The sequence below is a fragment of the Cupriavidus sp. R6-3 genome (assembly GCF_059772245.1).
Genome location: NZ_JCBAJO010000077.1, coordinates 1 through 19,622, shown reverse-complemented (window position 1 = coordinate 19,622; position 19,622 = coordinate 1). Strand labels below are relative to the sequence as shown.

The following is a 19,622-nucleotide window of genomic DNA, read 5'->3' as shown; positions in this document are numbered from 1 at the left end:
CGTCGTTGTGCCACTGGCCGTCGCGCCAGTCGCAGCCGCTGGCGACCGGCTTCATGCCGACCGCCGTGCGGCCCTGCGCGGCAAGCGCGTGCAGCAGCGCCGCGCTGGCGTGGGTCTTGCCGACCCCGGTATCGGTGCCCGTCACGAAGCAGGCGAATGGGGAAACTGGGCTCATGCGGCCTCCCTGCACGGCGGCGTGGCCCGTGCCGCCAGCGCACCCAGCGCCGCCAGCAGGGCCGCGACGTCCGCTTCGCGATGCGCGGCGGACAGCGTGATGCGCAGCCGCGCGGTGCCCTCGGGCACGGTCGGCGGACGGATCGCGCCGACGCGGATGCCGGCCTGCTCCAGTCCCGCCGACAGCGACAGCGCCGCGGCGTTGCCGCCGACAATCAGCGGCTGGATCGCGGTCGCGCTGTCGGCCAACTGCCAGCCAGCGCGGGCGGCCATCGGCGCCAGACCGGCACGCAATTCGGCGATGCGCTGCCGCAGCGCCGCGCGCCGCTGCGCGCCCTCGTCGCCCTCGATCAGCGCGAGGCTGGTCAGCAGCGCATGGGCAGACGCCGGCGGCGCCGCCGTGGTGAAGATATACGTGCGCGCGGTATTGACCAGATGTTCGACGATCAGCCGATGCGCGGCGACGAAAGCGCCCGCCACGCCGGCCGCCTTGCCGAGCGTGCCGATATAGACCAGCCGCTGCGACGACAGGCCCAGTTGCTCGAGCACGCCGTGGCCGCGTTCGCCCAGCACGCCGAAGCCGTGCGCATCGTCCACGATCAGCCAGGCATCGTGCCGCTCGGCCAGCGCCAGCAGTTCGGCCAGCGGCGCGACATCGCCGTCCATGCTGAAGACACCGTCGGTAACGACCAGCTTCAGCGGCGATTCGCTGGCGGCGAGCAGCGCGTCGAGCGCGGCGACATCGCCATGCGGGTAACGCTGCACGCTCGCGCGCGCCAGCCGCGCGCCGTCGATCAGCGACGCGTGGTTCAGCGCCTCGCAGAACAGCGTGGCGTCGGCACCGCCAAGCGCGGTCAGCACCGCCAGATTGGCCATGTAGCCGGTGCAGAAGTACAGGGCGGCCGCGTCGGGGATCGCGTCGGCGTACCAGCGCGCCAGTTCGGTCTCGAGGCGGTGATGCGCGAGTCCGTGGCCCGTGACCAGATGCGAGGCGCCGCTGCCGGCGCCCCAGCGCCGCGCGCCCTCGGCGAAGGCGTCGACGATGGCCGGATGGTTGGCGAGCCCGAGGTAATCGTTGCTGCTGAAGCCCAGCAGGGAACGCGGCTCGGCCTCGCTGCCGTCGGGCAGCAGCGCACCGACGGTCTGCCGGGGCGCGCAAGGCGTATGCGCGATACGGCGGGTCCGGGTCAGTGCCTGGCGTTCGCGCTCGGTCGCGGCCTGGGTCAGTCGATCAAGCAGCATGGCGTGCCTCCCTGGCCGAACCGGCCGGTGCGACCACGCTGTCGAGCGCGGCCAGCAGACGCTCGCCGAGCCAGCTGGCCAGCGGCGCATCGAAGACGTAGGGCGGCATCACGTACAGCGTGTTGCCGATCGGCCGGATCAGCACGCCGCGCTCCAGCGCGGCCCGATGGAAGTCCGCGGCGAACGTTTCGGTGGCGAACGGCTCGCGCAGATCGGCGGCCCAGATCAGCCCGCGCTGGCGCACGTGGCACAGCCGCGCATCGGCGGCCAGGCCGGCCAGCCCCTGCGCCAGCCACTGCGCGCGCTGCCGGTTCATCGCCAGCACGTCGTGCTGCGCGAACAGGTCCAGTGTCGCCAGCGCCGCGCGGCAGGCCAGCGGATTGCCGGTGTACGAATGCGAATGCAGGAAGCTGCGCGACAGCTCGTCGGCGACGAAGGCCTGCTGGATCGCGCTGCGCGTCAGCACCAGCGACAGCGGCAGATAGCCGCCGCTGATGCCCTTGGACAGGCACAGGAAATCGGGCCACTGCTGCGCGCCTAGCGGGGCCTCGCCACGCGACTGTTCCCACGCGAAGAAGGTGCCGGTGCGCCCGCAACCGACCGCGATCTCGTCGGCGATCAGATGGACCCGGTAGCGGTCGCACAGCGCTCGCACGCCGTCCAGATAGGCCGGATCGTGCATCGCCATGCCGGCCGCGCACTGCACCAGCGGCTCGACGATCAGCGCCGCGATGCTGGCGGCGCGCTGCTGCAGCAGCGCTTCGAGTTCGTCGAGCGCGCGCTGCGCGACCTCGCGCGGCGACTCGCCGGACGCCGCCTGGCGCGCGTCCGGCGACATCGCCACGTGGGCGCGCATCAGCAGCGGATCGTAGGCATCGCGGAATACCGCGACATCGGTGACCGCCAGCGCGCCGACGGTCTCGCCGTGATAGCCGTGGCGCAGGCAGACGAACTCGCGCTTGCCCGGCAGCCCGCTGTTGCGCCAGTAGTGGAAGCTCATCTTCAGCGCGATCTCGACCGCCGAGGCGCCGTCCGACGCGTAGAACGCATGGCCGAGCGCGCCGCCGGTCAGCGCCGACAGCCGTTCCGCCAGCTCGACCGCCGGACCGTGGGTGCAGCCGGCCAGCATCACGTGCTCGAGCGTGTCGAGCTGGTCCTTCAGCGCGGCGTTGATGGCGGGATTCGCATGGCCGAACAGATTGACCCACCACGAGCTGGTGGCGTCGAACAGGCGCCGGCCTTCGTCGTCGTAGAGCCAGGGCCCTTCGCCGCGGACCACGGCCAGCGGCGGCCGGTCGCCGCCCGGACGCAGGCGCGTGCAGGGATGCCATACCGCGCGCTGGCTGCGCGCGGCGAGCCCGTTGCCGTCCTGCCGCGCGGGCGCGGCGGGCGGGTCAGTGGGGGCGGTTTGCAAGGACTGGGTATGCAAGGGAGTCCTCCATGGTTGGCCGGCCGCGCGCGTGCCGTTCCGGGTGGGCCCGGGCGGCGCGGGGAACGCGGCTGGATTGGGAGAACGCATGGTAGGAAGGTCCTTGCGGGCTTGGCAAACGGCGCCGGATTTGCGCGTTATGGGCGTGTTGGCGTCAGATTCCCGGTAGTTGGGCGACGAAGCCGCGATCGCCCACCACTGCGCGCGCATCTGCGCACATCGTCGCCGGCGGCGGCGCGGACATCGTCGGCATCGCGCACATCCTCGGCATCGCGGACATCGTCGATCTCATCGGAATCGTCGCCTTCAGGCCGGCCGCCACGACGGGCTGCGCTTTTCGAGGAAGGAGCGCACGCCCTCGCGGCCCTCGTCGGAGGCGCGGATCGCCGCGATGCGCTCGGCGGTATCGGCCAGCAGGTCGTCGTCGATGGCGCGGCCGGCGATGTCCTGCACCAGCCGCTTGCTTTCGCGCACTGCGTTCGGGCTGTTGGCGACCAGCGCGGCGGTCAGCTCGGCGACCTTGGCGTCGAGCCCGTCGGCCGGCACCACCGCATGCACGAAGCCCAGCCGCAGCGCCTCGGCCGCATCGAAGCGTTCGGCGGTGATGAAGTAGCGGCGCGCCGCCTGCTCGCCCATCGCGCGGATCACGTACGGGCTGATCGTCGCCGGCAGCAGCCCCAGGCGCGCTTCGGACAGGCAGAAATGCGCGTGGTCGGCCGCCACCGCGATATCGCAGGCCGCCACCAGGCCGACGCCACCGGCATAGGTATCGCCGTGGATGCGCGCGATCACCGGCTTCGGACACGCCCAGATCGCATGCAGCATCTGCGCGAGCTGCAGCGCGTCGGCCCGGTTCTCGTCGTGCGAGTAGCCGGCCATCTTCTTCATCCAGTTCAGGTCGGCGCCGGCGCAGAACGCGGGCCCCTGCCCGGCCAGCACGATCGCGCGCACCTCCGGCGTATCGCCCAGCGCGCGGAAGGCGCCGCTCAGCTCGGCGATCACGGTCTCGTTGAAGGCGTTGCGCACATCGGGGCGGTTCAGCGTCACCGTGGCGACATGGCGCTCGACGGTCACGGTCAGGGTGGTGAATTCCATCGTGGTCTCCTGGCAGTTCTGGTGTGGACTGCGTTTCCGGCTATCTGCGGGCGTCGTTCGGTCGACCGTCGATCGGCCGCCCTTCGATCGGTCGGACGCCGTTCGGCCGGACGTCATTCGGTCGGACCGCGCTCGCGGCCGCCGGCCGGTTCAATGGCCGCGGCTCGAAGCCGGCATCGCGCAGCGCGTTCTCGGCCAGCGGCTTCCAGAGCGTCAGGCCCCGCGCGAACAGCTGGTGGCCGTCCTGCCCGAAGGCCGGCAGCGCGTGGTACTTGCCGACGCCGCCGGCGCCGCGGAAGGCCTCGAACCATTGCGCCGGATACGGTCCCATGTAGCGGTCGTTGGTCGTGTAGATCCAGTGCGTCGGCACGCGCGCGCTGCGGCCGTATTCGGCGAACAGCGCGGCCTGCTGGTCGGGCGCGCAGGGCTCGCCCGGATGCAGGCGCGGATCGCCGCCGCCGCCGCCGGCGAAGTTCAGCACCAGCCGGACACCCGGCGGGTTCTTCGCCGCCAGCGCGATCACCGCCGCGCCGCCGAACGACTGGCCGACCAGCACGACCCGCGACACGTCGATCTCCGGCCGCGAGCGCGCCATCTCGATCACCTGCAGCACCTGCTGCGCGGCCACCTCGAAGCCGGGGCGATAGTTCTTGCGCGTGCAGCTGCCGGTGTTCTCGATATCGTCGCCACCACTGGCGCCATAGCCGATCCGCGTCGGCACCAGCACCTGGAAGCCGAGCGAGGCGAAATACGCGGCCTGCTCGGCCAGCCGCACGCGGCCCAGCCGGGCGCGCGCATAGGGATCGGGCGCGCGACCGTGGCTCAGCACCAGCAGCGGATAGCGCTGGTGGCCGGGCTCGCGGAACGCGGTGACGACGATGCGCTGCGAGACCTGTCGCCCGTGCGCATCGGTAACCGTCACCGGCACCGACCAGGTCTCCTCGAGCGGCGCGGCGCCGGCCGGCAGCGCGGCCCATGCCAGCAGGCACAGCGCCAGCCGGGCGAACGGCACGCTGCGGCGAACATCGCGCGGAACATCGCGGGCGGCATCGCGGGCATCATGGGCACCTGGCGCGCGGCAACGACGCAGCATCGCTTACATCCGGAAGACGCCGAACTTCATCTCGTCGATCGGGGCATTGAGGCTGGCCGACAGGCCCAGGCCGAGCACCGTGCGGGTCTGCGCGGGGTCGATCACGCCGTCGTCCCACAGCCGCGCGCTGGCGTAATACGGATGGCCCTGGTGTTCGTACTGCTCGCGGATCGGCCGCTTGAAGGCCTCCTCCTCCTCGGCGCTCCAGCTGCCGCCGCGGCCCTCGATGCCGTCGCGCCGCACCGTGGCCAGCACGCTGGCCGCCTGCTCGCCGCCCATCACCGAGATCCGCGCGTTCGGCCACATCCACAGGAAGCGCGGCGAATAGGCGCGCCCGCACATGCCGTAATTGCCGGCGCCGAACGAGCCGCCGATGATCACCGTGAACTTCGGCACCTGCGCGGTCGCCACCGCGGTCACCATCTTGGCGCCGTTGCGGGCGATGCCCTCGTTCTCGTACTTGCGTCCCACCATGAAGCCGGTGATGTTCTGCAGGAACACCAGCGGAATCTTGCGCTGGCAGCACAGCTCGATGAAGTGCGCGCCCTTGAGCGCCGACTCCGAGAACAGGATGCCGTTGTTGGCGACGATGCCGACCGGGTAGCCCCAGATCCGCGCGAAGCCGCACACCAGCGTGGTGCCGTAGCGCGCCTTGAATTCGTCGAAGTCCGAGTCGTCGACGATGCGGGCGATCACCTCGCGCACGTCGTAGGGCTTGCGCGTATCGGTCGGGATCACGCCGTACAGTTCCTCGACCGGATAGCGCGGCTCGACCGGCGCGTGCAGCCGGATCTGGTCCGGCTTGCGGCGGTTCAAGTGCTGCACGATATTGCGCGCCAGGCCCAGCGCATGCGCGTCGTTCTGCGCGAAGTAGTCGGCCACGCCCGACAGCCGCGTATGCACGTCGGCGCCGCCCAGGTCCTCGGCACTGACCTCCTCGCCGGTGGCCGCCTTGACCAGCGGCGGGCCGCCCAGAAAGATCGTGCCCTGGTTCTTGACGATGATCGACTCGTCGCTCATCGCCGGCACATAGGCGCCGCCGGCGGTGCACGAGCCCATCACCACGGCAATCTGCGGAATGCCCATCTTCGACAGGTTGGCCTGGTTGTAGAAGATGCGGCCGAAGTGATCGCGGTCGGGGAACACATCGTCCTGGTTCGGCAGGTTGGCGCCGCCCGAATCGACCAGGTAGATGCAGGGCAGATGGTTCTGCTCGGCGATCTCCTGCGCGCGCAGATGCTTCTTGACGGTCATCGGGTAGTAGGTGCCGCCCTTGACCGTGGCGTCGTTGCACACGATCACGCATTCCTGCCCGGCCACGCGGCCGATGCCGGTGATGATGCCGGCGCCGGGCGCGGCATTGTCGTACATGTCGTAGGCCGCCAGCTGCGACAGCTCCAGGAACGGTGTGCCCGGGTCGAGCAGCTGCTGCACGCGCTCGCGCGGCAGCATCTTGCCGCGCGACAGATGCTTGTTGCGCGCGTCTTCGCCACCGCCCTGCGCCACCTGGGCGATCTTCGCCTTCAGGTCGGCGACCAGGGCCTGCATCGCCTCGGCATTGGCCTTGAAGGCCTCGGAACGGGCATTGAGTTTGGATTCGAGCGTGGGCATCGGGTCTGTCTCTTCCTGATCTTGTGATGCGTTGCGATGAATGCGATGCGATGAATGCGTTCGCGGTGCGGAAATTCAGCGTACGGCGGCGGCCCGGTTCATCGCGCTTCCCCGCGAATGTCCCCATCGAGGTACAGCCAGCGCGGCGCTTCGCCGCTCGCGCGCGGCTCGCGCACGAAGCGGCTGCGTTCGTGCAGCCGCGACGCACGCCCGCCGACCTTGTAGCGCGCGACGAATTCGACCTCGGCGTGGGTGTCGTCCTGCGGTACATGCGCGACGATGGTCAGGCCCAGCCACTGCGTGCGCGGGCCACCGGCGTCCTGGGCAAGATCCTGCTCCAGCGTCGCCGGGCAGGTCGACGGATGCCAGCTCTGGCGCAGCCACTGCGCGTCGTTCAGCACGTAGGCGCTGTAGCGCGAGCGCATCAGCTGCTCGGCGGTGTCCGGCAGCGCCTCGCCGCGATGGAAGCGCCCGCAGCAGCTGGCGTAGCTGGCCCCGCCGCAAGGGCAGGCGCCTTCGCGTGAAGGCGCTGCCGCCCGCTTCATGCCACCAGCTCCGGCAGTTGCCGCATATCGGTGAAGATGGTCTGGGCGCCGGCCTCGCGCAGCATCGCGGCATCGTTGCGCGCGGCATAGCCGAACACCGTCATGCCGGCCGCCACGCCGGCGGTGATGCCGGCCGGACTGTCTTCCACCACCGCGCAGCGCGAGGGCTCCACGCCCATCGTGCGCGCCGCCAGCAAATAAACGTCGGGCGCGGGCTTGCTGCGCTCGACCTCGGTGGCGGAGAACACGTGCTCGCGCTGCTGGCCGTCGGCGTCGTGCTGGAACAGCTCCAGCAGGCCGGTGCGCTTCAGTTGCAGCTTGACCTTGACGCGGTCGGCGCCCGAGGCCACGCACAGCGGCATGCCGGTCGCGGCGATCGCGGCGATGGCGTCGCGCACGTGCGGCACGGCCTCAACCTCGGCCTCCAGCACTGCATTGCGCCGGGCCAGCCAGTGCGACAGCCAGTTCTCCGGCAGCGGCGCGCCGCGCATGCGCTCGATGGTGTCGAGCTCCTCGCGCACGGCGCGGCCGAGGAACAGCGCGGTCGAGTCCTCCAGCGAGATCGCGATGCCCAGTTCGTTCAGCATCTGGTTCAGCACGCGGTTGACGATCGGCTCGCTGTCGACCAGCACGCCGTCGCAATCGAAGATCACGCAGTCGAAGCGGCGGGACGGCTGGGCGGCACCGCTGTCGCGGTCGCGGGAGGGAGAAGCACTGAGGGTCATGCGGGTTTCTTTTCCTTGAGATCGGGGGACGGCACGGCCCGCAATTCGGTGGGCGTGCCGCTCTTGAGCAGGGCCTCGATCTGGTCGAAGCGGTCGAAGCCCCAGTAGGGTTCGCCATCGACGATGACGAAGGGCGAGCCGAACACGCCCTTGGCCATCGCCACTTCCATCTCGGCCTTCAGCTGGTCCTTGATCGGCTGGCTGCTGGCGCCGGCGTCCATCGCATTGGCGTCGATGTCCAGCGCCGCGGCGATCTTCACCAGCTCGGCCGGTTCGGCGATGTTGATGTCGTCGACGAAGTAGGCGTGGTACACCGCCTTGGCGAAGCGCACCGCCACGTCGGCGGCATGATGGTTCTGCAGCCACAGCATCGCGCGCGCGGCCTGCGTGGTCGGCAGCGGGAAGTTCGACGGCCGGCGATAGGCAATGCCGTGATGGCGCGCGGTGCGTTCGAAATCGCGCCAGCTGTAGTCGCCCTTGAGCGGGATCTGCGGCAGCGGCGCCATGCCGGTGGTCTTGAACACCACGCCCAGCAGGATCGGATGCCAGGCGACGCTGCGGCCGTACTGGCGCGCGAGGTCGTCGATGCGCGTGCTGGCGAAGTAGCCGTAGGGCGAGGAGAAATCGAAATAGAAGTCGATGGGGGCAGCGGTCATGTCAGGTCCTGGCGAGAGTGCGGCGAACGGAGTGGCGAACCAAGTGGGCGAATGAAGCGGCAACCGGAAACTGCGGTGCGTACGGCAGGGACTTCGGTACGGCCGTGCGCGCGCCTCTCACGCCAGCGCCCGCGCGATCAGCATCTTCTGGATGTCGCTGGTGCCCTCGTAGATCTGGCAGACCCGCACGTCTCGGTAGATCCGCTCGACCGGGAAGTCGCTGACATAGCCATAGCCGCCAAACACCTGGATCGCGTCCGAGCAGACCGCCTCGGCCATCTCGCTGGCATTGAGCTTGGCCATCGCGGCCTCCTTCAGGCAGGGCCGGCCGGCGTCCTTCAGCGAGGCGGCATGCCAGATCATCTGGCGCGCGACCTCGATGCGCGTGGCCATCTCGGCCAGGCGGAACTGCACCGCCTGATGCGCGAACAACGGCTGGCCGAAGCTCTCGCGCTCCTTCGAATAGGCCAGCGCCGCCTCGAAGGCCGCGCGCGCCATGCCGACGCTCTGCGCGGCGATGCCGATGCGCCCGCCCTCCAGGCCGGACAGCGCCATCCTGTAGCCCGCGCCCTCCTCGCCAAGCAGGTTGGCGGCCGGCACGCGGCAATCCTCGAACACGATCTGCGCGGTGTCCGACGAATGCTGGCCAAGCTTGTCTTCCAGCCGCGCGACCACATAGCCCGGCGTATCGGTCGGCACCAGGAAGGCGCTGATGCCGCGCTTGCCGGCGGCCTTGTCGGTGACCGCCATCACGATCGCGACATCGGCGTGCTTGCCGCTGGTGATGAACTGCTTGACGCCGTTGAGGACGTAATGATCGCCGTCGCGCGTCGCGGTGGTGCGCAGCGCCGCGGCGTCCGAGCCGACATGCGGCTCGGTCAGGCAGAACGCGCCGAGCATCTCGCCCCTGGCCAGCGGCACCAGCCACCGCTGCTTCTGCGCCTCGTCGGCAAACGCCATCAGCATGCTGCAGACGGGGCAGTTGTTGACGCTGATCACGGTCGAGGTGCCGCCGTCGCCGGCGGCGATCTCCTCCAGGATCAGCGCCAGCGACAGGTAGTCGAGCCCCGCGCCGCCGTAGGCCTCGGGCACCGCCACGCCATAGGTGCCCATTGCCGCGAGCTCGCGGTGGACCTCCTTCGGGAACGTCTTGTCGCGATCCCATGCGGCGGCCTGCGGCGCGATGACCTCCTGCGCGAACTGCCGCACCGCGTCGCGGATCATTTCCTGTTCGGGACTGAGCAGCATCGGAACCTCACCAGGGCAGCACGCTGCCGTCGTAGTTGCGGAAACCGCCGTTGTCCTGCGCGGTGGCGCCGGCCAGCACGCGGCGCAGGCCGGACACGCTCTGCTGCGGCGTCAGGTCGGCGCCGGCGCCGCCCATGTCGGTACGAACCCAGCCCGGATGCAGCGCCAGGCAGACCGCGTGGCGGGCGTCGAGCGACACCGACTTCAGCGCCGCGTTGACGGCCGCCTTGCTGACGCGATACAGCCAGCTGCGATTGCTCTCCATCGCCCCGATGCTGCCCATGCGCGAGGACAGCACCGCCAGCACGCCGCCCTTGCCGCCGCGGCCTGTCTCGACGAAGGGCAGCACCAGCGGCAGCGCCATCATCGGGCCCAGCACATTGGCATGCATCACGTCGTCGAACTCCTCGACCGAGACCGGCTGCGCGCCCTCGGTGCGCGGGCCGATCACGCCGGCGTTGTAGACCGCCACGTCGAGCGATTCGCCGTCGAGCGTCCAGCCCAGGCCCGCGACCTGATCGGCCTCGGTCAGGTCGACGCGGTGCGCCTCCGCGCCCAGCGATTTCAATGCGGCCAGCCCTTCGTCGCTGCGGGCGGTGGCGATCACGCGCCAGCCGTCGGCGCGGTACTGGCGGACGAACTCCAGGCCGATGCCGCGCGAGGCGCCGAGTATCAGTGCGGTTGGCAAGCTAGCCTCCTGTCGGGTCGAGGTTCGGGAACGAGGGTTCAGGCAGCGTTCGGGCCGGCGGCACTCAGACCAGCTCGATGCCGACCGCCGTCGCCTCGCCGCCGCCGATGCACAGGCTGGCCACGCCGCGCTTGCCGCCGGTCTTGCGCAGCGCGCCGATCAGCGTGGTCATGATGCGCGCGCCCGAGGCGCCGATCGGATGGCCGAGCGCGCAGGCGCCGCCGTGGATATTGACCTTGTCGCGCGGAATCTTCAGCTCGTGCATCGCCGCCATCGGCACCACGGCGAAGGCCTCGTTGATCTCGAACAGGTCGACGCTGTCGCTGTTCCAGTCGAGCTTGCGATACAGCTTGGCGATGGCCTCGACCGGCGCGGTGGTGAACCAGCCCGGCGCCTGCGCATGGCTGGTATGGCCCAGCATGCGCGCCAGCGGCTGCAGGCCCAGCGCCTTCGCGGTCGATTCGCGCATCATCACCAGCGCGGCGGCGCCGTCGTTGATCGACGACGACGACGCGGCGGTGATGGTGCCGTCCTTGGCGAAGGCGGGCTTGAGCGAGGGGATCTTGTCGACCTTGATGCGGCGCGGGCCTTCGTCGGTGTCGATCACCACATCGCCGCCCTTGGCCGTCACCGTGACCGGCGCGATCTCCCAGCGGAAGTCGCCGCGTTCGGTGGCCTGCTGCGCGCGCCGCACGCTCTCCATCGCAAAGGCGTCCTGCGCCTCGCGGGTGAAGCCGTACTTGGCCGCGCAGTCCTCGCCGAAGGTGCCCATCGCGCGGCCCTTCTCGTAGGCGTCTTCCAGTCCGTCGAGCATCATGTGGTCATAGATCATGCCGTGACCGATGCGATAGCCGCCGCGCCCCTTCGGGATCAGGTACGGGGCATTGGTCATGCTTTCCATGCCGCCGGCCACCGCGATTTCGTACGAGCCCGCCACCAGGCTGTCGTACACCGTCATCGCGGCGCGCATGCCGGAGCCGCACATCTTGTTGACGGTGGTACAGGCGACCGACAGCGGCAGCCCCGCGCCCAACGCCGCCTGGCGCGCCGGCGCCTGGCCCTGGCCGGCGGGCAGCACGCAGCCGAACACCACTTCCTCGACCTGCTCCGGCTGGATGCCGGCGCGCTCGATCGCCGCGCGGATGGCGACGGCGCCGAGCTGCGGCGCCGTGACGCTGGCGAACTCGCCCTGGAATGCGGCCATCGGCGTGCGGGCCGCGGATACGATCACGATCGGGTCTTGCATGGTGGTCTCCTTGATGTCTTTGCCGTGCTGCCGTGCTGTCGTTCGATTGGCTCCCTGCCTCGACCTGCGGGGCCGGGCAGGGAGCGGCTTGTCACCGCACCGGAATATGCGGCGGATCCCCGTACTGCCGGTAGGCCGCCTGCAATTGCGTGCGCAGTTCCTCGTTGCTGCTGGCCGCCATGCCGAGGTCGCGCAGCAGGCCGTCGGACACGCCGTAGATCCAGCCGTGCACCGTGACCTGCTGGCCGCGCGCCCAGGCGTCCTGGATCACCGTGGTCTGGCAGACGTTGTTGACCTGCTCGATCACGTTGAGCTCGCACAGGCGGCTGTGCGCATCGTCCTCGCGCACGATGGTGCCCAGGTAGGCGTCGTGCTTGTCGGCCACGTCGCGCACATGGCGCAGCCAGTTGTCGACCAGACCCACGCGCTCGCGCTTGAGCGCGACCTTGACGCCGCCGCAGCCGTAGTGGCCCACCACGGTGATATGGCGCACCTTCAGCACCTCGACCGCGAACTGGATCACCGACAGCGCGTTCAGGTCGCTGTGCGCGATCACGTTGGCGATATTGCGGTGGACGAAGACCTCGCCCGGCGCCAGCCCCAGGATCTGGTTGGCGGGCACGCGTGAATCCGAACAGCCGATCCACAGGTATTCGGGCGCCTGCTGGTTGGCCAGGCTGGTGAAGAAGTTCGGATCTTCCGCGTTGACGCGGTCGACCCATTCGCGGTTGTTGCGGAACAGCTGGGCGATGGCGTCAGTCATGCTGCCCTCCTTGCCGGCTCGTCGCCGGATTCGGTTGGGCCGTATCGATGAATGAAGCGTTCCGAGGCATGGTAAGCGTAGAAGTCATGAACATGTCCGGCCAGCAGCCGGTCCTTGTGTCCCTGCCACAGGGCAGGATCGAAAAAGTCCGCATGGTGCCGCAGGAAGGCCGCGCGCACGCGCGGGTCGCCCAGCAGGAAGGTGCGGAAGGTTTCGGGAAAGATGTCGTGGCGGCCGACGCTGTACCAGACCTCGCCCGACATCTCCTCTTCCTCGTTGCGGGGAGTCGGTACGCGGCGGATATTGCAGTCGGTCAGGTATTCGATCTCGTCGTAGTCGTAGAACACCACGCGGCCATGGCGCGTGACGCCGAAATTCTTGTACAGCATGTCGCCCGGGAAGATGTTGGCGGCCATCAGCTCCTTGATCGCATTGCCGTATTCGATGATGCCGTGCTCGACCTGCTCGTCGGTGCCTTCCTGCAGGTAGATGTTCAGCGGCGTCATGCGGCGCTCGATATAGAGATGGCGTACCACGATTTCCTCGGTGCCGTCCTTGGCGCGCTGATATTCGATCATCGACGGCGCATGCTCGTGCAGCTCGCGCACCAGCGCATCGTCGAAGCGCGACAGCGGAAAGGCGACGTCCGAATATTCCAGCGTGTCCGCCATGCGGCCGACGCGGTCGTGCTGCTTGACCAGCTGGTACTTGGACTTGATCAGCTCGCGCGTGGTTTCCTTCGGCGCCGGATAGAAGTCCTTGATCACCTTGAAGACGTAGGGATAGGACGGCAGCGTGAACACCAGCATCACCAGCCCGCGGATGCCGGGGGCGATGATGAACTTGTCCGACGAATGCTGCAGGTGGTGCAGGAAGTCGCGGTAGAACAGGTTCTTGCCCTGCTTCTGCAAACCCAGCGAGGTATAGATCTCCGCGCGCGGCTTGCGCGGCATGATGTCGCGCAGGAAGGTCACGTAGGCCGACGGGATCTCCATGTCGACCATGAAATAGGAATGCGTGAACGAGAACAGGATCAGCAGCTGTTCCTTGCGCAGCAGCACCGTGTCGAGCGCCAGCTTGCCCGACGGCCCGTGCACGATCGGGATCGCCAGCGGATAGGTGCGGTCGCCGTTCAGCACGCGGCCGATGATGAAGGCCGACTTGTTGCGGAAGAACAGCGACGACAGCACGTGGATCTGGAAATTCGGCGCGATGCGGAAATCGCCCAGGTGCTCGGTGACGGCGCGCACCACATAGCCGATATCGCGCTTCAGGTCCTCGTACGGCCGCTCGAGCTGGAAGTTGTGCACGATCCGTTCGAAGCAGTCTGCCATGCCCTCGCGGCTGCCCGGATAGTAGGCGCGGAAGGTCGGCCGGGTCGGCGACTCCTCGTTCTCGATGTATTCGGTCGAGATCGCCGGGCGCACGAAGATGAAATCGTTGTTGAAGTACGAGCGGTGCAGGATGCGGGTAAAGACCGAATTGAAGAAGGTCTCGGCCAGCTCGGGCTGGTGATGGTTGGTCAGCAGCCCGATGTAATGCAGCTTGATCTGCTGCCAGATCTCGTCCTCGATCTGCTCGGCGTCGTACTCGTCCTCGAGGATCACCGTGGTTTCGCGCACGCGCTCGTTGTAGAACGCGATGCGGTCGCGCTGCAGCTGCTGCAGCCCGGCCCAGTCGCCGGCCTCGAAGCGGACCTTGGCCTCGATGCTGACCTCGCGAAACAGCCGATAGTGCTTGTCGAACCCGTCCAGCATGGTGCGCGCCACATCGTAGGCGATCTGCGACGACAGCAGTTTCGGGAAGTGGGACATGGCTGGGACGGACTACCTGGGCGCGGGTGAGGTTCGGAAGGCGGTTTCGGCGGAGATATCGGCGGAAATATCGACTGAAAAATCGGCTGAGATATCGGCTGGAACCTGTGCATCGGCGCTCGCGGCGAGGCCGGATGTCAGGGGTGATTGTAAGCGCTTCGCGCGAGGCATCGGTGGCGCCGCCCACCATGGAGCGGCGCACCGTGCACGGCGCTTTCCTGTCTTTTACCTCGCCATCACATCGTTTCGGAGAACAGTTCGCGGCCGATCAGCATGCGGCGGATCTCCGAGGTGCCGGCGCCGATCTCGTACAGCTTGGCGTCGCGCCACAGGCGGCCGGTCGGATATTCGTTGATATAGCCGTTGCCGCCCAGGATCTGCACCGATTCGCCGGCCATCCAGGTCGCCTTCTCGGCCGTATAGAGAATCACCGCCGCGCAGTCCTTGCGTACCTGGCGCACGTGCTCGCTGCCGAGCGCGTCGAGGTTCTTGCCCACCGTATACAGATAGCTGCGCGCGGCCTGCAGCGTGGTGTACATGTCGGCGATCTTGCCCTGGATCAGCTGGAATTCGCCGATGCTCTGGCCGAACTGCTTGCGGTCGTGGATGTAGGGCGTGACCACGTCCATGCAGGCCTGCATGATGCCGACCGGGCCGCCGGACAGCACCGCGCGCTCGTAGTCCAGGCCGCTCATCAGCACCTTGGCCCCGCCGTTCTCGGCGCCGAGGATGTTCTCGGCCGGCACCTCGACGTCCTGGAACACCAGTTCGCCGGTATGCGAACCGCGCATGCCGAGCTTGTCCAGCTTCTGCGCCACCGAGAAGCCCTTCATGCCCTTTTCGACGATGAAGGCGGTCATGCCGCGCGCGCCAAGATCCGGCTCGGTCTTGGCGTAGACCACCAGCACGTCGCAGTCCGGACCGTTGGTGATCCACATCTTGGTGCCGTTCAGCACGTAGTGGTCGCCCTTGCGGTCGGCCCGCAGCTTCATGCTGACCACGTCCGAACCGGCATTGGGCTCGCTCATCGCCAGCGCGCCGATCCACTCGCCGGACACCAGCCTGGGCAGGTACTTCGCCTTCTGCGCCGGCGTGCCGTTGCGGTGGATCTGGTTGACGCACAGGTTCGAATGCGCGCCGTACGACAGGCCGACCGAGGCGGAGGCGCGGCTGATCTCCTCCATCGCGATCATGTGGGCCAGATAGCCCATGTTGGCGCCGCCGTACTCCTCGGCGACGGTGATGCCCAGCACGCCGAGGTCGCCCATCTTCTTCCAGCAGTCCATCGGAAACTGGTCGGTACGGTCGATCTCGGCCGCGCGCGGCGCCAGTTCGGCCTGGGCCCAGGACTGCACGGACTCGCGCAGCATCTCGATGTCTTCACCCAGGTCGAATTTCAGGCCTGGCAGGGTCGCGGTCATGGTTTGTCTCCTGTTGGAATCCGGATTCGATACGGAATGGGGGCCGGGTGCGGCCGGGGTGGCGCGGGTGGCAGGTACGGACGGGCTCAGACGTGGTCGAGCGTGCGCACCACGCACAGCGTCATCAGCATCGTCGCCACCGCCTTGCGGACGCCGCCGGTTTCGGTAAACACGTCGCCCTGGGCGACGATCAGCGTGCGGCCCGGCTTGAGCACGCGGCCCACGGCAATCAGCCGCTCACCCCGGGCGGGCGACAGCAGATTGATCTTGTACTCGGCGGTCAGGCCCGCCTCGCCTTCGCCGACCATCGACAGCGCGGCGTAGCCGCAGGCGCTGTCGGCCAGCGCGCCGACCACGCCGCCGTGGAAGAAGCCATGCTGCTGGGTGACGCCTTCGGACCATGGCATAGCCAGCTCGACCTCGCCGCGCTCGACGCGGACCAGCGAGGCGCCGAAGGTTCGCATCAGCCCCTGGCGCGAGAAGCTGGCGGCAATTTCCTCGGCGCGGCCCGGCGGCAGGTCGGCGGCGGTGCGGGCCGGGGCATCGGCCTTCATGTCGAGGGCGTCTGCGGCCTCGGCGGCCTCAGCGGCCCCTGCGGCGGCGTATGTCACAACATCCGTGGCGGAATTCGGCATGGCAGCTTCCTGTCGGCGCCGGCACCGCGCGCTGCGGTGGGCTGTCGGCTTATTTTATTTACGTTTACGTAAACGTCAATCAAATTTGTCGGGCGACGAGGGGCGAAGGTGGCATCGGCCACATTCAGGCGCCGGCCGCGCGCTCCCGCTCGGGCTCGGCCGCCGCCAGCAGGGCGCGGCATTGGCGCTCGTGCTGGTCGATCTCGGCCAGTTGCGCCTGCAGGTCTTCCATCTGCCGCTCCAGCGCCTGCCGGTGCTGCGCCAGCGAGGCCAGGAAGCGCTCCAGCTGGGGCACCGTGTCGCGCGGCGATTCGTACAGATCGAGGATCTCGCGGATCTCGTTCAACGTCAGGCCGAGCCGCTTGCCGCGCAACGTCAGCTTCAGGCGGGTGCGCTCGCGGCCGCTGTAGAGCCGCTGCCTTCCCCCGGCGCCGACGCGGTCCGGCGACAGCAGGCCCTGGTCCTCGTAGAAGCGGATCGCCCGGGGCGTGATGTCGAACTCGCGCGCCAGTTCGGTGATGGTGTAGGTGGTGCCCGCCGGCGGGTTGGCGGGCATCGCGGTAGAGGTGGCGGAGCTGGGCATGGGCGCCTGTAAAAGAGAACGAACGTTCGATACGCGTGGGCGTTTTCGCTTAAGATGGCAACAGGCCGTCCGAATTGACGTTTACGTTAGCGTCAAGCAGCGCGCCTGGCAACCGCCCCGACGCCGTTCCGCGCATTGCGTGCCTCATGGCGCCCGGAATCGCGTCCGGCATCCGGATCCACGACGAGAAAGCCCACCGCAGGGCTTCGCAACCGAGAGACTCCCCGATGAACGCACTCGAACACCAGCTCCAATACCCGTTCGGCGAGACCATGCCCGAGCCCGGCGCGCGCCAGCAGGTGGCCCCCGGCGTCTACTGGCTGCGCATGCCGCTGCCGTTCGCGCTTGACCATATCAATCTATGGCTGGTGCGCGACCGTGTGGACGGGCGCGACGGCTGGACCGTGATCGACTGCGGCATCACCAACGACACCATCAAGGCGCACTGGGAAACCGTGTTCGCCAACGAGCTGGAAGGCCTGCCGGTGCTGCGCGTGCTGGTCACCCATTGCCATCCCGACCACGTGGGCCTGGCGCACTGGCTGTGCCAGCGCTGGGACGCGCGGCTGTGGATGAGCCTGGGCGACTATATGAGCGCTCGGGTGATGGGGGGCGGCAACGGCGTCGGCTCGAACGCGGGCGGCGACTTCGCGGCGAGCCACTTTGCCCGCCATGGCCTGGCCGACCCCGACAGCCTGGAAAAGCTGCGCGCCCGCAAGAGCTACTACGCGACGCTGGTGCCCGATCTGCCGACGCAATACCGCCGCCTGATGGACGGCGATACGGTGACGATGGGCGCCGATCCGGCGGCCGCCAGCTGGCGCGTGATCACCGGCTTCGGCCACGCGCCGGAGCACGTCGCGCTCTACAACGCCGAGCTGAAGGTGCTGATCTCCGGCGACATGGTGCTGCCGCGGATCTCGACCAATGTCAGCGTGTTCGACATGGAACCGGAGGCGAACCCGCTGGCGCTGTATCTGCGCTCGCTGGACCGCTACCAGGACCTGCCCGAGGACACGCTGGTGCTGCCCTCGCACGGCCGGCCGTTCCGCAATCTGCAGACGCGCATCGGACAGCTGCGCGAGCACCATGTCGAGCGCCTGGCCGAGACCCGCGCCGCCTGCGCCGAAAAGCCGTGCAGCGCGCGCGATATCGTCGACGTGATCTTCCGCCGCCAGTTCGACATCCATCAGATGACCTTCGCGATGGGCGAGGCGCTGGCCCACCTGCACGTGCTGTGGCATGCCGGCGAACTGCGGCGCGCCACGGACGACGATGGCATCATCCGGTTCCGGGCCAACGGCTGAATTGCCGCCTGAATTGCCCCCTGAGTCGCCGCCTGAGTCGCGCCTGAATTCCCGCCTGAATTGGGCCTGACTCGCGCCGTGAATCGCGTCCTGAATCGCGCCGTGAATCGCGCCTGAATCGCCGCCCATGTCCGCCACCGACAGCCCCACCCACGGCGCCCCCGACAGCGCCTTCGCCCACACCCCGCCGCCGCCCTATTACGCGGTGATCTTCACGTCCACGCGCACCGGCGAGGACGTGGGCGGAGAAAACCACGAGGCCGACTACGGCGCGATGGCGCAGCGGATGGTGGAACTGGCCGCGACCATGCCGGGCTTTCTCGGCGTCGAGTCGGTGCGCGACGGCAGCACGCCGGGCGCGCCCGGCATCACGGTGTCGTACTGGCGTTCGCTGGAGGACATCGCCGCCTGGCAGGCGCATGCCGAGCACCGGGTCGCGCAGCGCCTGGGACGCGAGCGCTGGTATCAGGGCTTCCAGCTGCGCGTCTGCAAGGTCGAGCGGGCCTACGGCTTCGAGCGCTGACCTGCGCTGGCGTCAGGCCTGGCGCGCCAGCGTCTGCAGATACGCGATGCCGTCGATCGCGCGGCTGCCGTACCACGACACCATTTCCCCATCGACCAGCAGCACCGGCAGGCCGAGCTGGCGCTCGAGCGCGTCGGCGTGGTCCTCGGTAAAGCGATAGGGTTCGGTCGACAGCAGCACCAGGTCGAGCTCGCGCACCAGCGCCTCGCTCCAGCGAAAGCTCGGATAGCGCTGCCCCGGCGCATTGGGCCGCGCGCAATCGCCATCGACGCAGGCCTGCGGCGCGGCACCCGCATCGTCGGCATCCTGGGCATCGGGCCAGGTCTGCCAGCCGATCAGCGCCAGCATGCGGCTGATATAGGTGTCGCGCGACACCGTCATCCACGGGTCCTGCCAGATCGCGTACAGCACCCTGCGCGTCGGCCACGCGCTCGCCTCGAGGCGCGCCAGCGCCTGCTCCAGCCGCGTGCATAGCGTCTCGCCTTCGGCTTCGCGGTCGAAGATGCCGCCCAGCAGCCGGTACAGCTCCAGGTTGTCGCGCGGCGCGCACGGATGGGTCACGATCACGTTCGGCACGAAGCCGCGGATCTCGTCCACGGTCTCGCGCCGGTTCTCGTCGATGTTGACCACCACGTGGGTCGGCGCCAGCGCGCGCAGCTTGTCCAGCTGGACGTCCTTGGTGCCGCCGACCTTGGCGACCGCGCGCACCTGCGGTTCGGGATGGATGCAGAAGCCGGTGCGCGCCACCAGCCGGTCGCCGAGTCCCAGCGCAAACAGCAGTTCGGTAACCGACGGCACCAGCGAGGCGATGCGCGCATCGGCAG

The 19,622-nt window shown here is 68.8% G+C and carries 20 protein-coding genes; 2 read left to right on the top strand and 18 right to left on the bottom strand.

From position 1 onward, the window contains the following. The 17 genes from AC6EI8_RS13830 to AC6EI8_RS13750 all read right to left on the bottom strand — a co-directional run. Positions 1-175 (bottom strand): AAA family ATPase (locus tag AC6EI8_RS13830; protein ID WP_498382187.1); only part of this gene is annotated, 175 nt, incomplete at its 3' end. Then, positions 172-1,416, bottom strand: a complete 1,245-nt coding sequence (gene bioF / locus AC6EI8_RS13825; protein WP_498382185.1) for an 8-amino-7-oxononanoate synthase — start codon at positions 1,414-1,416, stop codon at positions 172-174. The genes bioF and AC6EI8_RS13830, both read right to left, overlap by 4 nt. Further along, positions 1,406-2,830 carry an adenosylmethionine--8-amino-7-oxononanoate transaminase gene (bioA, locus tag AC6EI8_RS13820; RefSeq protein ID WP_262484889.1) on the bottom strand — a complete coding sequence of 475 codons (1,425 nt, stop codon included), beginning with the start codon at positions 2,828-2,830 and terminating at the stop codon, positions 1,406-1,408. Before bioA ends, bioF begins: the two co-directional genes overlap by 11 nt. 321 nt (positions 2,831-3,151) lie before the next feature. Beyond that, complete coding sequence (locus AC6EI8_RS13815) at positions 3,152-3,940, bottom strand: enoyl-CoA hydratase/isomerase family protein (RefSeq protein WP_226107981.1); 789 nt, start codon at positions 3,938-3,940, stop codon at positions 3,152-3,154. Positions 3,941-3,980: 40 nt separating this feature from the next. Next, positions 3,981-5,033: an alpha/beta hydrolase gene (locus AC6EI8_RS13810; RefSeq protein ID WP_498382184.1), complete on the bottom strand. Its 1,053-nt coding sequence runs from the start codon at positions 5,031-5,033 to the stop codon at positions 3,981-3,983. Positions 5,034-5,036: 3 nt separating this feature from the next. After that, positions 5,037-6,644, bottom strand: coding sequence for a carboxyl transferase domain-containing protein (locus AC6EI8_RS13805; protein WP_150082725.1), 1,608 nt, complete (start codon positions 6,642-6,644; stop codon positions 5,037-5,039). Positions 6,645-6,742: 98 nt separating this feature from the next. Beyond that, positions 6,743-7,189 (bottom strand): YchJ family metal-binding protein, encoded by a 447-nt coding sequence (locus AC6EI8_RS13800; protein WP_149317291.1) that lies wholly within the window; start codon positions 7,187-7,189, stop codon positions 6,743-6,745. Beyond that, entirely contained in the window at positions 7,186-7,914 is a 729-nt protein-coding gene (locus AC6EI8_RS13795; protein WP_149317292.1) for an HAD family hydrolase, read from the bottom strand. Before AC6EI8_RS13795 ends, AC6EI8_RS13800 begins: the two co-directional genes overlap by 4 nt. Beyond that, positions 7,911-8,570, bottom strand: coding sequence for a 2-hydroxychromene-2-carboxylate isomerase (locus AC6EI8_RS13790; protein WP_149317293.1), 660 nt, complete (start codon positions 8,568-8,570; stop codon positions 7,911-7,913). The genes AC6EI8_RS13795 and AC6EI8_RS13790 overlap by 4 nt, the downstream gene beginning before the upstream one ends. Positions 8,571-8,687: 117 nt before the next feature. Beyond that, positions 8,688-9,818 carry an acyl-CoA dehydrogenase family protein gene (locus tag AC6EI8_RS13785; protein WP_149317294.1) on the bottom strand — a complete coding sequence of 377 codons (1,131 nt, stop codon included), beginning with the start codon at positions 9,816-9,818 and terminating at the stop codon, positions 8,688-8,690. A 7-nt stretch (positions 9,819-9,825) separates the two neighbouring features. After that, positions 9,826-10,506 carry an SDR family oxidoreductase gene (locus tag AC6EI8_RS13780; RefSeq protein WP_150082723.1) on the bottom strand — a complete coding sequence of 227 codons (681 nt, stop codon included), beginning with the start codon at positions 10,504-10,506 and terminating at the stop codon, positions 9,826-9,828. 64 nt (positions 10,507-10,570) lie between these two features. Beyond that, positions 10,571-11,752, bottom strand: coding sequence for an acetyl-CoA C-acetyltransferase (locus tag AC6EI8_RS13775; protein WP_265633078.1), 1,182 nt, complete (start codon positions 11,750-11,752; stop codon positions 10,571-10,573). 91 nt (positions 11,753-11,843) lie between these two features. Next, complete coding sequence (gene can, locus AC6EI8_RS13770) at positions 11,844-12,515, bottom strand: carbonate dehydratase (RefSeq protein WP_006578377.1); 672 nt, start codon at positions 12,513-12,515, stop codon at positions 11,844-11,846. After that, on the bottom strand, positions 12,512-14,329 hold the full coding sequence (aceK, locus tag AC6EI8_RS13765; protein ID WP_149317297.1) for a bifunctional isocitrate dehydrogenase kinase/phosphatase: 1,818 nt from the start codon (positions 14,327-14,329) through the stop codon (positions 12,512-12,514). Before aceK ends, can begins: the two co-directional genes overlap by 4 nt. Positions 14,330-14,565: 236 nt before the next feature. Then, positions 14,566-15,750, bottom strand: coding sequence for an isovaleryl-CoA dehydrogenase (locus AC6EI8_RS13760; protein ID WP_149317298.1), 1,185 nt, complete (start codon positions 15,748-15,750; stop codon positions 14,566-14,568). A gap of 86 nt (positions 15,751-15,836) precedes the next feature. After that, positions 15,837-16,304, bottom strand: a complete 468-nt coding sequence (locus AC6EI8_RS13755; protein WP_149317299.1) for a PaaI family thioesterase — start codon at positions 16,302-16,304, stop codon at positions 15,837-15,839. A gap of 205 nt (positions 16,305-16,509) precedes the next feature. Continuing rightward, a complete protein-coding gene (locus tag AC6EI8_RS13750) occupies positions 16,510-16,941 on the bottom strand; it encodes a MerR family transcriptional regulator (protein ID WP_149317600.1) in 432 nt (143 codons plus the stop codon). Between the two features lie 254 nt (positions 16,942-17,195). Here AC6EI8_RS13750 and AC6EI8_RS13745 point away from each other — a divergent pair, with 254 nt between their 5' ends. Both AC6EI8_RS13745 and AC6EI8_RS13740 read left to right on the top strand, forming a co-directional pair. Further along, a complete protein-coding gene (locus AC6EI8_RS13745; protein WP_150082722.1) occupies positions 17,196-18,275 on the top strand; it encodes an MBL fold metallo-hydrolase in 1,080 nt (359 codons plus the stop codon). A 127-nt stretch (positions 18,276-18,402) separates the two neighbouring features. Next, on the top strand, positions 18,403-18,798 hold the full coding sequence (locus tag AC6EI8_RS13740) for an antibiotic biosynthesis monooxygenase family protein (RefSeq protein ID WP_149317302.1): 396 nt from the start codon (positions 18,403-18,405) through the stop codon (positions 18,796-18,798). Positions 18,799-18,810: 12 nt separating this feature from the next. On the opposite strand, the gene AC6EI8_RS13735 is transcribed toward AC6EI8_RS13740, so the two are convergent. After that, a complete protein-coding gene (locus tag AC6EI8_RS13735) occupies positions 18,811-19,608 on the bottom strand; it encodes a helical backbone metal receptor (protein ID WP_498382186.1) in 798 nt (265 codons plus the stop codon). Positions 19,609-19,622 lie beyond the last annotated feature (14 nt).